Below are 14,866 nucleotides of genomic sequence, written 5' to 3'. Positions count from 1 at the left end.
AAGGCCACCATGGTGTCGAAGAACGGCTCGCACGCGACGCGTCCGCTGGTCATGCCCTGGGAGCGGCGTGGCAGGGCGGCTCTGACGGGGGGCTGGTGGGCCAGGGCGCTGCGGCTCGACGAGCGCTGCGCGGCGGGCTCGCCGGACGCCGACCCGCCCGAGGACGGCGATGCCGTGGCGGTGGCGGACATCCGGATGCGGCGGTGGCGCGACGCCTTCGCCCACCTCGCAGCGGACACGCTCGACCGGCAGGCGGCAGCGTACGGGTGCACCCCGCGGCAGCTTCGGCGGCTGCTGGCAGAGCCGCCCGAGGAGCTCGCGCGGCGGGTGCCCAAGCCCGCGTGGGCCGCGGACGTCGAACGGGTGGCGGCCCTCGTACAGGACGGGCCGGCCGCCGGGCAGCGCCGTCCGGCGGGGCCCGGATCGCCGAACGGGAGCTGGCAGCAGGGATTCGCCCTGATCGTCGATCCCTTCGTCCGCGAGGCGCTGCGGGTCTTCGACGCCCGGACGGCGGGCGCCGCCGGAGCGGCCGGCGCCACGGCCCCCGGGACGAACACCATCGGCAGGGCCTCCGGCGACTCCCAGACAGCCGGCGCCCCCCGGACGGGCGGCAGTCTCCGGGCGTTGGGCGACCCCGGGACAGTCGGCGCCCCCCGGACTTTCGGCGACCCCGGGCGACCGGACGCACCCTCCACGGACCTCGCCGCGGTCAGGGAGTCCGTGCGCCGCGAGGCCACCCGGCAGCTCGTCCAACTGGCCACGCGCGTCCTCGTCCTCGAACTGAACGTCCTGAGGGTCACCGGCGGGCTCGACGGCGACTCTCCCGAGGAGCGTTTCTGGTCGTTCGTCCGGCACTTCCGCGGTCCCGCGGGGCTGGCCGCCCTGCTCGACGAGTACGCGGTCCTGGCCCGCCTGTCGGTCGCCACGGCCGGCCGGGTCGCCGAGGCGCACGCCGAGTTCCTCGACCGGCTCGCCGGTGACCGCGCGGCGCTGCGGGCGGAGCTGTTCGGCGGGGCCGACCCCGGCCCCCTCACCTCCCTCGACCTGGCGCGCGGCGATACGCACGCCGGTGGCCGCTCGGTGGGAATCGCGGTGTTCGCCTCGGGCGCCCGGGCCGTCTACAAGCCCCGGCCGATGGGCATCCACCGGCACTTCAACGAAGTGGTCGACGGATACAACGCCCGCCTCCCCGCGGACCTGCGGCTGCGGACGCCCGCGGTCGTGGACCGCGGACACCACGGATGGGTGGAGTTCGTCGCGGCCGAGCCGTGCGCGGACGCCGCCGCCGCGCACCGGTACTTCCGCCGCCAGGGCGCGCTCCTGGCCCTGCTGCACTGCCTGGCCGGTGTCGACTTCCACTTCGAGAACCTCATCGCGGCCGGCGACCAGCCCGTTCCGATCGACCTGGAGACGCTGCTCTGCGCCGAACTCCCGCGGTCCTTCGGCAGTCCGACCCGGGACACGGACCCGGCGGCACTGGCCTACCGGGAGTCGGTCGGCCGGGTCGGCCTGCTCCCGTCCGTCATCGTCGGCGGCGACGGGCAGGCGTTCGACGCGGGGGGCATGGGCGGCGACACGGACGCGGCGCTGCCCTACCGCGTCGCGGACTGGACCGCGGGCGGGACCGACACGATGCGTCTGGAACGGGTCACGCCGGTCCTGCCCGCCGGGCAGAACCGGCCCCGTCTCGACGGCGCCGACCTGGACGCGCTCCGGTACGCGGACGAACTGCAGGACGGCTACCGCGCGGGCTACCGGGCGCTCGCCGAGGGCGCCGGGGAGTTCCCGGCGCCGGACCGCTTCGCCGCTGACACGGTGCGGATCATCCCGCGGCCCACCCACGAGTACGCGACGCTGCTGACCGAGACCACCCATCCCGACGTGCTGCGCGACGCCCTGGACCGGGACCAGGTGTTCGGCGTGCTGTGGGCCCGCGCGGCGACCGATCCGGTCCGCGCCCGCCTCACGCGGCACGAGGTCGCCGACCTGTGGGCCGGCGACGTCCCCCTGTTCACCGCGTCGGCCGGCGGCCGGGAGATGCGGGCCGCGGACGGCACGTCCGTCGGCGACCTGCTGCCCGAGTCGGGGGTGGAGCTCGTCGCGCGCACCCTGGCCGCCATGGGCGGACGGCATCTGACGGAACAGCGGTGGATCATCTCGGCGCAGTTGGCCACCCGGGTCACCGGCGCGGCGCCGGGGGCGTCCGACGCGGGCCCGGCCGATCCGGCGGACGGCGTTGAACTCCCCGAGCGGGCGCTGGCCGCGGCCCGCGACGTCGCCGACCGTCTGGCCGCCACCGCCGTCCGTGGCGGTGACCGCATCGGCTGGCTGGGACTCGACCTGTGGGAGGACGCCCGCTGGACGGTGCAGCCGCTGGGCGTGGACCTGTACAACGGCTACGCGGGTGTCGCCCTGTTCCTGGCCCAACTGGCCCGCGTCACCGGCGAGCAGCGTTACGCGGAGCTGGCCCGTGGCGCGCTGGCCCCGGTCGCGGGCTGCGCGCGGGAAGTGCTGGACGGGCTCGGCCCGCAGGACGCGGCGGGCATCGTCGGAGCCTTCACCGGGACGAGCGGCATGGCCTACGCACTCGCCGCCTGCGGCGAGTTGCTCGACGACGACGCTGCTCGCGCACTCGTCGCCCCGGTCCTCGACCTCGTCGCACGGCGGGTGGCGCCGGAGGCCGGGTACGACGTGATCGGCGGGGTCGCGGGGTGCCTTGCCCTCGCGGAGGCGCTGGCGGCCGGATACGGACCGGTGGCGCACACCCTGGCCGAGCGCTGCGCCGAGGTGCTGGTGGCAGGCGCCGTTCCGGTCGGCGACGGACTCGGCTGGTCCGGGGCCGGGGCTCGCCCGCTGCTCGGCTTCTCGCACGGCGCCGCCGGGATCGGCTGGGCCTTGCTGGCGTACGCGCGGCGGACCGGCGACGAGGCGGCGGCGACGGCCGGCCGGCGGGCGTACGCGTACGAACGCGGCGCGTACGACGGGGAGTCGGGCAACTGGCCCGACCACCGCAAGCCGGAACCGAGCAGCCAGCACTCGTGGTGCCACGGCGCGCCCGGGGTCGGGCTGGCCAGGGCCGCCGTGCTCGCCGCGGATCCCGGCCGGCCGGAACTCGTAGCGGATCTCCGGCGCGCTCTGGAGAGCACCGAGTCGTTCGGGCGGCACCGGAACCACAGCCTGTGCCACGGCGAGCTGGGCAACCTCGAACTGTTCGCCGCGGCACGGGACTCGGCCGTCCCCGGGGCCGGCCAGGCGTGGCGCCGCCGGGCCGCGGCCGTGGTCGGGCGGATCGAGCGGGACGGACCGCTGTGCGGCACGCCGGGCGGCATCGCCACGCCCGGCGTGATGACCGGCCTGTCCGGTATCGGCCACGGACTGCTGCGGATCGCGGCGCCCGCCCAGGTGGCGCCGGTGCTCCTGCTGCCGCCCGTCTGAGGCGCGGCTGCGCGGTTCACCCTCCCAGACGCACCTCGCCCGGACACCGGGCGGGTGCGGCGGTGTCGCGCCGGTATCCCCCGGCGGCACCGCCACCAGCAGCAACTCCGATTCCCGAATCCCCACAGCACCGAAAGGGTTGCCCATGGAAATGACGATGAACGACGCCACCGTCCGCGCCTGGAAGGCATACGCCCCCACCGCAGGGCCCGTCTCCGGCCCGGTCCTCGCGATCGACGTCGAGGACGTGGCGCGCGGCGGCGTGATCGGCAGCTGGGCGGGGACGTTCAGCTGCTGCGACACGACGATCTGTGCCGGCTGCACCATCTGGTGACCTGACGGAGCGGAAGGACCCGACGCAGAAGCCATCAGGACGAGAGGAGTGCTCATGAACATGGACAACGGCACCGTGCGCGCCTGGAAGACGTACGCCACGGCTGCGGCAGGAACCAGCCCGGTCCAGGCGATCGACCTTGAGGACGTCGTGAACGGGGGCCGGATCATCGACAGTTGGGCAGGCTCGTTCAGCTGCTGCGACTCGACGCTGTGCTCGGACTGCAGCATCTGGTGACCGCCGTCAGGTGACCGCCTGCCGGTCGGCAAAGGGCCGGTGGCCACCGGCCGGTGACGGCTGGTGAGCACCGGTCGTGGCGCGGGTCGCACCGAAGGCCGGTGCGGCCCGCGCTGTTCCTTGTCATTCATCTCAGCTAAAGTGTTCCGCGTCGTCATCAATGACTGCTGATTTCACCGACCGGAGCCTGCTTGTGATGAGTGAGGACCGTTCCACCGCGCAGGAGTCACCGGCCCCGGCTCCGCGCGGGCGCCCCGGCGAAGGAGCCCGCGGCGAAGAGACCTACGGCGCCGCGGTGATCGGCCGCGCCACCCGGCTGGTGGGCCGGGAGGCCGAGTCCGCCGCGCTGCTCGCGGCGATCCGCGCGGCCCGCGCGGGGGAGGGCAGCGTGGTGTTCGTGGTGGGCGAACCCGGCATCGGGAAGTCGCGGCTGGCGGACGACACGGCGGCGTCCGCGCGCGCCGCCGGGCTGGGCGTCCTGCGCGGACGGGCCGGCCTGTCCGGCACCTCGGGGCTGCGGCCCTTTGCCGAGGCGCTGCTGGGGCTCGCGCGCGACGGCTGGACGCCGCCACGCGGCCTCGCCCCCTACCGCGGCGTCCTGGGCCGGCTGGTCCCGGACTGGCGGACCGAGGACCCGGGCGCGGCCACCGCGGCCTCCGGGGCCGCGCCCCTCGCCGTGCCCGGGCCCGCGCCCGTCGTGCGGCCCCCCGATGAGCCCTTCGTCTACGGCGAGGCGATCCTGCGGGTCCTCACGGCGGCGGGTGAGCGGGCCCGCGTGCTGATCCTGGAAGACCTCCACGACGCCGACCCGACCACCGTCGCGGCCCTGGAGTACCTCGTCGACAATGTTGTGGGCCGGCCCCTCGCCGTCATCGGCACCCTGCGGGACGTCACCTGCCCGGCGCTGGATCTCGCCCGGTACGCGGGGCGACGGGCACCCGGTGCCCTGCTGACGCTCCCGCGCCTCGGCCTCCCGGCCACCGCGGAACTGGCCGCGGCCCTCCTCGGCACCGGCGGCGGAGCGCTGCCCCCGGGCCTCGGCGACGCCCTCTTCCTCCGAAGCGGCGGCAACCCACTCGCCGTCGGCGAGACGCTGCGCGACGCGGTCGCCGGCCATGCCCTGACCCGCGACGCCGGCGTGGGGCATGCGGGCGCGGGCCCCGCACCTGCGGCCGCCTGCCGTCTCCAACTCGCCCTGGCCTTCGATGCCCTGCTGCGCGCCCGGTTCGCCGAGGCCGAGGAGCTGGTGGCCGCCGCCCGCGCGGGCGCCGACCGCCTCGGGCTGTCCGAACTCGGCAGCCGCGCACGGGCCCTGTCCGTCGTTCTGCACGCGCACCGCGGGCACGACGCCGCCCTGACCGCCGCCCTGGCCGACTTCGACCGGCGCCGGGGCGCCCGCACGGACGAGATCCCCCTCGTCGAGGGGCTCGGCCTTGCCGTCCGCGCCCTGCTGTCAGGCGCCGTGGGGGCGGCTCGCGCGCATCTGGCCGGCCTGCGGGCAGCCGGCGAGGACATGGACACCGGCACGGACCTCGCCATGGACGCAGCCGCAGCCGCAGCCGCAGCCGCAGCCGCAGCCGCAGCCGCAGGCGTGGACGTGGACGTGGACCCGGACGTGGACACGGACGCGGCGGGCCTCCTCAGCGGCCGGCACGGCCTCGCCCTCCTGCTGGAGGCCGTCGACGGCGCGGCGGACGCCGCCGACCACGAGGCGGTCGCCCGCCACCCGGCCGCCCTCCTGCCCTGGAACAGCCAGTTCGTCCACCTCGCCCGAGCGGTCCTGGCCGGGCGCGCCGGCGACGGCCCCGTGTCCGTGGCGGCGGTGGCCCGGGCCCAGGCCGCCGCCGCGCCGTTCCCGGTGGCCCGCCACCTCGGCCTGGTCGTCGTCGCACGGTCCGCCGCCCGCGACGGCTGGGGCGACCCGGTCGCCTGGCTGCTGGAGGCCGAGTCCTTCTTCACCGCGCACGGCATCCCCGTCGCCGCCCGCCACTGCCGTGACGTCCTGCGGGGACTTGGGGCCCGTGTCCGCCAGCGCCGCAGCGGCAGCGTCGGCGTACCCCGGGACCTGTGGGTGATGGGCGCCACCGTCCGCGAGTACGACGTACTCCTCCGGCTCGCCCAGCGCCGTACCAACCGGGAGATCGCCGCCGAACTCCACATCTCCCACCGTACGGTCGAGCGCCACGTCGCCAATCTGCTGGCCAAGACGGGCGCAGGCAACCGCCGGGACCTCGGGACGCTCGCCTCCCCGGACCGCGGGGCGCGGTCACTGCCGACGCTCGGGCCCCAGGGTGTGGGAGCGGTTCCACAAGTCGGGGGCTCGGCAGCCAGGATGAAGCGGAGTATGGTGCAGCCACACTCGGGCTGAACGGGCGGAGGAGGAAGGCGGCGGCATGGACGATTCCGATTCCGTTGCGTCGAGCCTGGCGGACAAGGTCGACGCGCTGTTCCGGATCGTACGGCGGCCGGACCGCGAGCAGTTCAGCCACGAGGAGGTCGCCCGGGCGTGCCGGGAGACGACGGGCGAGAGCTTCTCCGCGACCTACCTGTGGCAGTTGCGCACCGGGCGGCGGGACAACCCGACCAAGCGTCATCTGGAAGCCCTGGCGCGGTTCTTCGAGGTCCCGGTGGCGTACTTCTTCGACGACGACCAGGGGGTCGCGATCGCCCGGGAGCTGGAACTCCTCGGCGCGCTGCGGGATGCGCGGGTGCGCGGTGTGGCGCTTCGCGCGGTCAACCTCTCGCCTGAGGGTGCGAACACCATCAGCGACATGATCGACGTGCTCGCCCGCCACGAGCGCGCCGGCGGGCGCCAGGTGCGCGACCCCGGCCCACCGGGCGACGACGCCGGCGGCGGCGCACGCTGAACGACCGAACGGAAGCCGCCCCATCGAATGGCACGGGGAAGAGGAACGGCACGTGCACACTGCCCGGAGCCACAGACAGCTGTGGCAGCGATGTCGCCACCTGGTCGACGGCCTTGTGCTGCCGACTCCGTTCGACGCCGAGACCTTCATCGGCATGCTGGCCGAGTCCCGCGGGCGCCCCATCGACCTCGTGCCGGTCACCGCACGCCCGCACATCCCGTGCGGACTGCTCGTCACCACCGACCGGGCCGACTGCATCCTGTACACGGCGGACACGACGCTGCTGCACCGGCAGCACATACTGCTGCACGAGGCCGCCCACCTCCTGTGCGGCCACCATGAGACCTCGCCGTCCGCCTCCGCCGCCGCCCAGATGCTGCTGCCGAACCTGCCCGCCTCGCTGATCCGGCGCGTGCTGGGCCGCAGCGTCTACACCGAACCGCAGGAGGCGGAGGCCGAGTTGGTCGCCTCGCTCATCCTCAACCGCGCGGCCCGGATGGTCAGGGCGGGCGGCGCCGTGCCGCCGCCGGACGGTGCGGGCGACATCCTGCTGCGCTCCCTGTTCGGCACGCCCGACCAGCGCGGCCAGGAGGACAGAGCACGGGACGGCCGCGCGCATGACTGATGTCGCGGGCTGTCTCACCGCCGCCGTCTTCCTGGTCTTCGCGGTGCACCGGTTCACCGTCACCCGCGGCGAGGCCGCCGACCCGGCGCAACTGCGGGTCGCCGGCTTCGCGTTGTGCATGGGCGCCGCGGTGCTGCTCAACGCGCCCACGGCAGCGGCCGCGGTCGACGCGATCGCGCCCCCGTGGGGAGTGGCGTTACTGGTCACGCACGGGCTGAAGACCGGCGCCTTCACCTGTCTGGCCACCCTCGCCCTCGCGCTGGACCCGCAGGCCGCCGGGCCGGACGCCGAGCGGCGGCGCAGGCGGCGCCAGATCCGCCTGGCCGTCGCGGTGCAGGCGGGCGCCGTGGGGCTCTTCCTGGCCGCCGGGACCAGGACAGGGGACGGCTACGTCGCGGCCGCCGACGGCCGGGGCTGGGTGCTCGCGCTGTACAACGCGCTCTACGCGGGCTACGGCTGGTGGTGCCTGCTCGGCCTGGTGCGGGCACTGGCCCGGCACACCCGCAGGATCGCACCGAGCCTGCTGCGGACGGGGCTGAGGCTGATGATGCTGGCCGCCGCGGTCGGCGCGGTGTGGACGCTGTGGGTGCAGGAGGACGTCGTCGCCGACCTGGCCCACGGGCGCCAGGGGCTGGGCGCGGACCCGGTTTCCACCGCGCTCGCCGCGGTCACCTCGCTGCTGGCCACCGGCGGGGCCACCACCACCTTGTGGGGCGACCGGATCGCCGCCCCGGTGCGGTGGCTCCGCGCGTACCGCACGTACCGGGCACTGGAGCCGCTGTGGGCGGAACTGCACGCCACCTTGCCGGAGATCGCGCTCAGCTCGTCCGCGTCGGCCGGCGGTCCCCGGCTGCGGCACGCGGAGTTCGCCCTCTACCGCCGGGTCATCGAGATCCGCGACGGCCATGTGGCCCTGCGCCCCTACCTCCAGCCGCGGGCGCCGGCCTGGGTGACGGAGGCGCCGGGCGGGACGGGCGGCGGTCCGCTGGACCCCGACGCCGTGGTCGAGGCCGCCGTCATCGCCGCCGCCCTGGAGAACCGGCGGGCCGGACGGCTCCCGGACGGCGCGCCCGAGTCGCGGGAGTACGGACACGGGCCGCGGACCGCGCTGCTGGAGACCGTCGAGGACGAGGCCGCCTGGCTGGTCCAGGTCACCCGGGCCTTCGCGCGGTCCCCCGCGGTCGAGGACGTCCGCAACCGGGTGCGCGCCCAGTGGCAGGGCACCGAGCGGGTCGGCTGAGGGGGCCGGGCCGCGGCCCCCTTTCACCTGTCCCGCCGGCCGGCCTGCTCGGCCCACCCGCCTCCGTCTGTTACTCCGTGGCCCGTGTGATGGTCGTCGTGCAGTCCAGGATCACGCTGAGATGGCTGTTGCTCGTCGTGATGGGGAGCAGGCCGGTTTCCTCGGATTCCGTCGGATCCAGTGACTGAAGTGCCAGAACCTTGTTCATTGCGGCCTCCTTGGGCGTCCAGGTGTCGGCGTCCGACAGGGCGAGATTAGCCAGAATGAATCTAAAGAACAAGGTCATTCACATCAGTTGACATCGCCTGCCTTGGGCTGCCACCGTTTGGCTGTCAGCCGGCGCACGGAGCGGCGATCTCCCTTCGTGCTCCTTTCGTGGCGGCTCATGGCCCTGCTCGCGCGGACCGCTGGAGGATCACATGAGGAAACCGTACGGTTTCGCCCTTGCCGACCCGGACTTCTACGCGCCGCTGGAGACCGCCACCGCAGTCGGCAGGCGGTTCCGCCCGGCACGGGTGGCGGACGGATGGAGGGAGAGCGCCTCGGGCGTGTGGACGATGTGGCGGCCGGAGGGCGCGACCCTCGCCGAGGACGGCTGGAAGGTCCACGTGTCGGCCCGGCCCGACCGCCTCGACGAGGTCCTCGACACCGCCGCTGCCGTCTGCTTCGAGCAGGACGTCCCCTTCAAACACCTCGCCGCCCAGCTGTTCCACCAGTGGATGCACGGCAAGCACGCGGCCCGCCCGCAGAGCGGCAAGTTCATCGCCGCCTACCCGCCGGACGTGGCCGCGGCGCGCAAGCTGATGGAGCGGCTGAGCGAGGAACTGGCGGGGGAGGAGGGCCCGTACATCCTCACCGACCGCCGGTTCGGCGACTCCCGCACGGTGCACTACCGGTACGGCGCGTTCCGCCGCCGGGAGCGGATGCAGGCCGACGGCACCGGGCTGTCCCTGGTACGCGACGGGCACGGCGACCTGGTCGAGGACCGGCGCGGCGCCTCGTTCCGGCTGCCGCCCGGCATCACGGACCCCTTCGCCGTGCCGGACACCGCGTCGTCGGGCGAACTCTCCTTCCAGGGCTTCGCGTTCGAGGCGGCACTGCGGCACAGCAACGCCGGCGGCGCCTACCGCGGCCGGGAGACGGCCACCGGCCGGACCGTGTTCATCAAGGAGGCGCGGGCGTACACGGGGCTGGCCGGCGGCACCACCGCCACGCAGCGGCTGCGCGCCGAATGGGAGACGCTCAAGGCGCTGCACGCCGCGGACCCGGGACTCGCGCCGGAGCCGATCGCGTACTTCCGGGAGTGGGAACACGAGTTCCTGGTCACCGAGTTCATCGACGGCCGGAACCTCAACGCCTGGACGGTCGCCGCCAACCCACTGGTCAAGACGGGCTCCACGGCCGAGGACCTCGCCGCCTACTACGCGGACTGCGAGCGGATCCTCGACGCGATCGAGCAGGCCATGGACCGCCTGCACGCCCGCGGGTGGATCTTCGTCGACGTCAGCCCCGGCAACGTGCTCGTACAGGCCGACCACGGCATCCGCCTCATCGACTTCGAAGCGGCGTCCCGCGCCGACGGCGAACTGTCGCCGCTGAACACCCCCGGATACGCCCCGCCGCGCGAGCTGATCGGCGACGATCCCCGGATCCACGACGACTACGGTGTCGCCGCGCTCGCGCAGCTGGTGCTGTTCCCCCTGCACCAGGTGGTGCGCCGCAACCCGGACGCGCTGGCGCACCTGCACCGCGACCTGTCGCACGTGGCCGCCGTGCCGCCGCCGCTGTGGGCGCGCACCGTCCGCTTCCACCGCCCCGACGACGCCGCGGCGGCGCCGATCAGCGACGACGAGCTGCCCGCCCGCCTGGCCGACCTGCGCGACCGTACCGCGGAGGCGCTGACCGCCATGGCCGAACCGGACCACCCGGACCGGGTGTTCCCCACCGTCCCCGAGGGATACACCGCCAACTCCCTGTGTGTGGCGTACGGAACGGCCGGTGTGCTGCACGCGCTGCGCCGCGCCGGGCGGCCGGTGCCCGCCGGAGTCCTGGACCGCTTGCGGCGCGACGCGCTCGACGACCGGCCCACCATCGGCCCCGGACTGCACGTGGGCCTTGCCGGAATCGCCTGGGTGCTGGCGGACTTCGGGCTGACCGAGGAGGCGGCCGAGCTGATCGACCGCGCCCAACGGCATCCGCTCACGGCCACGGACGCCACCCTCGGCGGCGGCTCCGCCGGTGTCGCCCTGACCCGGCTCGCGCTCTACGGCCGCACCGGCGACGAACGGCACATCGACGCCGCACGGGCCCTGATCGCCGCACTGCCACCGGACGCGGTCCTCACCCGCCACCTCGGCGCCGACGCCGCCACCGGTCTGCTGCACGGCCGCGCCGGAATCGCCCTCCTCCTCCAGCAGTTCGCGGAGGTCACCGGGGAGCATGCCCCGCTCGCCCGCGGACTGCGGCTGCTCCACGAGGAGTTGGACCGGGCGACCGATCCGGACGCGGTCGGTCTTGCGTTCCCCGTCTCCGACACCGATCGGCGGTCGGTGCCCTACATCTTCAGCGGGACGGCCGGTGTCACCCACGCGGTGAGCCGCTACGTCCGTGCGACCGGCGACGAACGGCTCAGCGCCGCGATGCCGGCACTGCTGGCCACGCTGAACACCCGCTTCACGGTGATGTCCGGCCTCTACCAGGGACTGTCAGGACTGGGCCTGGTCCTGGCCGAACACGGCCGGCTCTGCGACGACGACACATCGCGGCAGGCGGCCTTCGACGTGGCACGCGGGCTGTTCAAGCACGCCGTCCCGCACTCCACGGGTGTGCGCTTCGCGGGCGACCAACTGCTCCGCTACAGCGGCGAGTTGTGGAGCGGCTCGGCCGGCGTACTGCTGTTCCTGACGCAGCTGCTCCAACCGCGGCCCGACCCGTTCTTCACGGTCGACGCGCTCGCCGCCGCTCCCACCCCCTGAACTCCGGCCGCGACCGGCCGGGCAAGGAAAACAATCACGCACCGACAGAAGGAGACCGCCATGACCCAGATCCTCGAACTCCAGGAGCTGGACACCGACTTCGGCCCCGACGAGGAAGGCGTCATCGCCTACAGCTCGCTGAGCGGCGCGGCCTGCGACAGCAACTGGAGCATCTTCGTCTGCTGACCTGGATGCCCTCCGTGCGCCCGGCGGCGGCCGAACCCACCGCCGGGCGCGCGTCCTCCCCACCACCGCGGCGTGCTTTTCCGCGCCGCCCCCCGGTGCACCTCGCCGAGGAGTGCCGCCCCTGTGCCCCCGCTCCCGGGCCTCGACGCCGATGAGCCCGGGGTCCCTGCGCCGTCCCCCGCTCACCACGCCGAAAGGAAGCGGTCTCCATGGTCCAGGTCCTGCTGCTCCAGGAACTCGCCGGTGACGACAGCGCCGGTCCGGACGCCATGGTCCCGATCAGCGCCATCAGCCTCGGCGACTGCTCCAGCGCCTTCAGCGTCGTCCTCTGCTGAGGCAGGCCGCCGGCGCCGGCTGCGTCCGCGCGGGGGCGCCGGTTCCGTCCCCCAGCCACCCCCACTGCTCCCCTTCTGCGAAAAGGAAACGATCCCCATGACCCAGGTCCTGCTGCTCCAGGAGCTCGCATCCGACGACGGCCCCGATCCGGACGTTGTGATGTCCACCAGCACCGCCAACTGCTGCGGCAGCATTTTCAGCCTCTTCTGCGAATGACCGGCGAGCCCGCGCAGCAGGCAGCCGCCGCGCTGGCCCGGGCGCTGAAGGCGGGCCCCGGGCCGGTGGGAGCCGTACGGCAGATCGAGATCGCCGGCGAGCCGGGCACCGGCCGGACCCGTACGCTGTCCCGGCTCGCGTCCCGCGCCGAGCTGCACGGGCTGACCGTCCTGTGGAACCCCGCGCGGATTCCGCCCGGAGCCCGCGGTGTCGTCGTCTGTCTGGACGACGGCCCCGCCCGCCCCGCCGGTCATCTCCCCGCCCGCGATCCCGGCAGCCGGGGCGGGCCCGGCGGCACCCTCGTCGTGGCCCGCACCGTGCTGCCCGAGCACCCCGTCACCGACGGGGCAGAACGGATCGCGCTCGCGCCCCTCGACCGCGAGGCGTTCGACAAGCTCCTCGGGCCACGGACGTCCCCCTGGCGCGGCGCACTGCTCCACCGCCTCACCGGCGGCATCCCGGGCTGGGCGGGCACACTGGCCCCCCTCTCCGACGGCGAGTTGCGCGCGCTGGCCCGCGACGGCCTGTTTCCCGGCCCTGCCCCGGCCGTGGCCCGCGAGCCGTCCGGGCTCGCTCCCGCCGAGCGTGAAGTGGCCCGGGCCGCGGCCGTACTGGGCGACGTCTTCCACCCGGCGCAGGCCGCGGCGGTCGCAGGGTACGACCTGCCCCGCGCACTGACCGCGCTGGACGCCCTCGCCGAACGCGGCGTCATCCGCGCCGCACCCGGAGCCGTCCCGCTCCTCCGGTTCCGGCACCCCCTGCTGCGGGCCGTCCTGCACGCCAGGATGCCGCCCGGTGCGCGCATCGCCGCCCACGCCCGCGCCGCCCGTGTCCTCCGGGCGGCCGGCGCCGACCCCGTCGACCGCGCCCCGCACCTCGCCCGGTCCGCCGCGCCAGGCGACCTGCCGGCCGTGCGCACGCTTGCCGAGGCGGCCCACCGCGTCCTCGACACCCACCCGGCGCGGGCCGCCCAGTGGCTGCACGCCGCCCGCCGGATCCTGCCCGGCGACGCCGACACCACGGTGCGCCGGCGCATCCTGCACGCACTGTGGCACGCCGCGGAGCGCACCGGCGACCACCGGCTGCGCGGCGACCTGCTGCCCGAGATCGAAGACCTCGCCGACCCGGTGGCGGGCCTCGCGCTGCACGCCCGGCTGGCGACCGACCTCGGCCGCCACCGGCAGGCCGGGGACCTGCTCCGGACGGCACTGCGCACCGCCGACGAGACCGAAGCGGCCGACCTGCGACGGCAGTTGGCGGTGCTGGCCGCGGCCCGCGGGCGGCTGCCCGCCGTCCGCACCCTGCTGGCCGACGACACCGGGCCGGACGCGGCCGCCGTCCTCGCCCTGGCCGGCGCCCTCGCGGGCGACGACGCGGCCTACCGTGCGGGAGCCGCACGCGCGACACCCGTACTGGCGGATCTCACCCCCGCGGACCTCGCCCGCCGGCAGCACACCGTCGTACGCCTCGGCTGGGCAGCCAACCTGGCCGAGCGCTACCCGGCCGCCGCCGAACTCTTCGGCCGCGGCGTGCGGGCCGCGCGGGAGACCGGCTGGACCGGCCTGCTGCCCCGGCTGCTGTTCGGCCACGGCTACGCGCTGCTCGCGCTGGGCCGCACCGGCGAGGCGCTGCGCTCGCTGGAGGACGCCGAGGCCGCGGCGGACGACCAGGACCGCGGCGATCTCGCCCGGCTCGCACGGATGCTGCGCACCTCGGCCCTGGCCTGGCGGGACGGCCCGGCGCCGTCGGTCGCCGGCGCACCGGCGGCCGACGGCGCCGAACGGCTGTGGTGGGCGGTCCTGGCCCCCGCGACCCCCGTGGCCCCTGCGGCCTCCGCAGTTCCCGCGGCCGGCGATGCCCTGCCGGTCCGGCCGGGCCCCTCGACACCCGGCCGCCGCGCGACCGCCCTGTGCGCGCGGGCGTCCGGGGCGAGCGACGCGGACGCGGTGCCGCTGCTGAGCGAGGCCGCCGCGGGGTTCGCCGACCGCGGAATGGCCCTGTGGGAGAGCCACGCGCGGCTCCTGCTGGCCCGGCGGCTGGCCGCGCTCGACCGGCTGACCGAGGCCACGGCCGAAGCGGGCCGGGCCAAGGCGCTCGCGGTGGCGGCGGGTTCGACCTGGCTGCGCGGCCTCGCCGTGGACCGGCAGCGCGCGATCGGCGCCCGCATGCCCCGGCAGTCGGCCGCCGCGCCCGGCGCCGGGCTGTCGGTACGGGAGGCGGAGATCGTACGGATGGTCCGCGCGGGCAAGTCCAACCGGGACATCGCAGCCGCGCTCTTCGTCTCGGTGAAGACGGTCGAGGCCCATCTCACTCGCATCTTCCGCAAGACAGGCGCCCGTTCGCGTACCGCGCTCGCCGCCGCCCCGCCGCTCCCCGTCGCCGGGGGCTGACCTCCGGCGGGGCGGACCCGCCCGC

General features: G+C 75.4%; 12 protein-coding genes. 11 read left to right on the top strand and 1 reads right to left on the bottom strand.

What is annotated here, in order from left to right; translation table 11 throughout:
* Positions 1-9: 9 nt before the first annotated feature.
* The 7 genes from OG552_RS00450 to OG552_RS00420 all read left to right on the top strand — a co-directional run bounded on the left by OG552_RS00450 (position 10) and on the right by OG552_RS00420 (position 8,738).
* Positions 10-3,435 (top strand): type 2 lanthipeptide synthetase LanM family protein, encoded by a 3,426-nt coding sequence (locus OG552_RS00450; RefSeq protein WP_329128565.1) that lies wholly within the window; start codon positions 10-12, stop codon positions 3,433-3,435.
* A 157-nt stretch (positions 3,436-3,592) separates the two neighbouring features.
* The gene (locus OG552_RS00445; RefSeq protein WP_329128564.1) at positions 3,593-3,769 is read left to right on the top strand and encodes a hypothetical protein; all 177 of its coding nucleotides are present in this window, start codon (positions 3,593-3,595) and stop codon (positions 3,767-3,769) included.
* Positions 3,770-3,823: 54 nt separating this feature from the next.
* A complete protein-coding gene (locus OG552_RS00440; protein WP_329128563.1) occupies positions 3,824-4,006 on the top strand; it encodes a hypothetical protein in 183 nt (60 codons plus the stop codon).
* Between the two features lie 196 nt (positions 4,007-4,202).
* Positions 4,203-6,374 carry a LuxR family transcriptional regulator gene (locus OG552_RS00435; protein ID WP_329128562.1) on the top strand — a complete coding sequence of 724 codons (2,172 nt, stop codon included), beginning with the start codon at positions 4,203-4,205 and terminating at the stop codon, positions 6,372-6,374.
* Between the two features lie 25 nt (positions 6,375-6,399).
* Positions 6,400-6,873: an XRE family transcriptional regulator gene (locus OG552_RS00430; protein ID WP_329128560.1), complete on the top strand. Its 474-nt coding sequence runs from the start codon at positions 6,400-6,402 to the stop codon at positions 6,871-6,873.
* A gap of 52 nt (positions 6,874-6,925) precedes the next feature.
* Positions 6,926-7,498, top strand: coding sequence for a ParH-like protein (locus OG552_RS00425; protein ID WP_329128558.1), 573 nt, complete (start codon positions 6,926-6,928; stop codon positions 7,496-7,498).
* Entirely contained in the window at positions 7,491-8,738 is a 1,248-nt protein-coding gene (locus OG552_RS00420) for an MAB_1171c family putative transporter (RefSeq protein ID WP_329128553.1), read from the top strand. The genes OG552_RS00425 and OG552_RS00420 overlap by 8 nt, the downstream gene beginning before the upstream one ends.
* A gap of 70 nt (positions 8,739-8,808) precedes the next feature.
* Here OG552_RS00420 and OG552_RS00415 read toward each other — a convergent pair whose 3' ends face one another.
* Positions 8,809-9,024, bottom strand: a complete 216-nt coding sequence (locus OG552_RS00415; RefSeq protein WP_329128552.1) for a hypothetical protein — start codon at positions 9,022-9,024, stop codon at positions 8,809-8,811.
* Positions 9,025-9,157: 133 nt separating this feature from the next.
* Here OG552_RS00415 and lanKC point away from each other — a divergent pair, with 133 nt between their 5' ends.
* From lanKC to OG552_RS00395, 4 genes are all read left to right on the top strand, one after another.
* The gene (gene lanKC / locus OG552_RS00410; protein ID WP_329128551.1) at positions 9,158-11,713 is read left to right on the top strand and encodes a class III lanthionine synthetase LanKC; all 2,556 of its coding nucleotides are present in this window, start codon (positions 9,158-9,160) and stop codon (positions 11,711-11,713) included.
* 60 nt (positions 11,714-11,773) lie between these two features.
* Entirely contained in the window at positions 11,774-11,899 is a 126-nt protein-coding gene (locus tag OG552_RS00405) for a SapB/AmfS family lanthipeptide (RefSeq protein ID WP_329128550.1), read from the top strand.
* A gap of 209 nt (positions 11,900-12,108) precedes the next feature.
* Positions 12,109-12,234 carry a hypothetical protein gene (locus OG552_RS00400; RefSeq protein WP_329128549.1) on the top strand — a complete coding sequence of 42 codons (126 nt, stop codon included), beginning with the start codon at positions 12,109-12,111 and terminating at the stop codon, positions 12,232-12,234.
* 213 nt (positions 12,235-12,447) lie between these two features.
* Entirely contained in the window at positions 12,448-14,841 is a 2,394-nt protein-coding gene (locus OG552_RS00395) for a helix-turn-helix transcriptional regulator (protein WP_329128548.1), read from the top strand.
* Positions 14,842-14,866 lie beyond the last annotated feature (25 nt).

Origin of the sequence: Streptomyces sp. NBC_01476, from assembly GCF_036227265.1 — a bacterium.
GTDB lineage: Bacteria > Actinomycetota > Actinomycetes > Streptomycetales > Streptomycetaceae > Actinacidiphila.
This window is presented reverse-complemented; position numbering and strand designations above follow the sequence as displayed.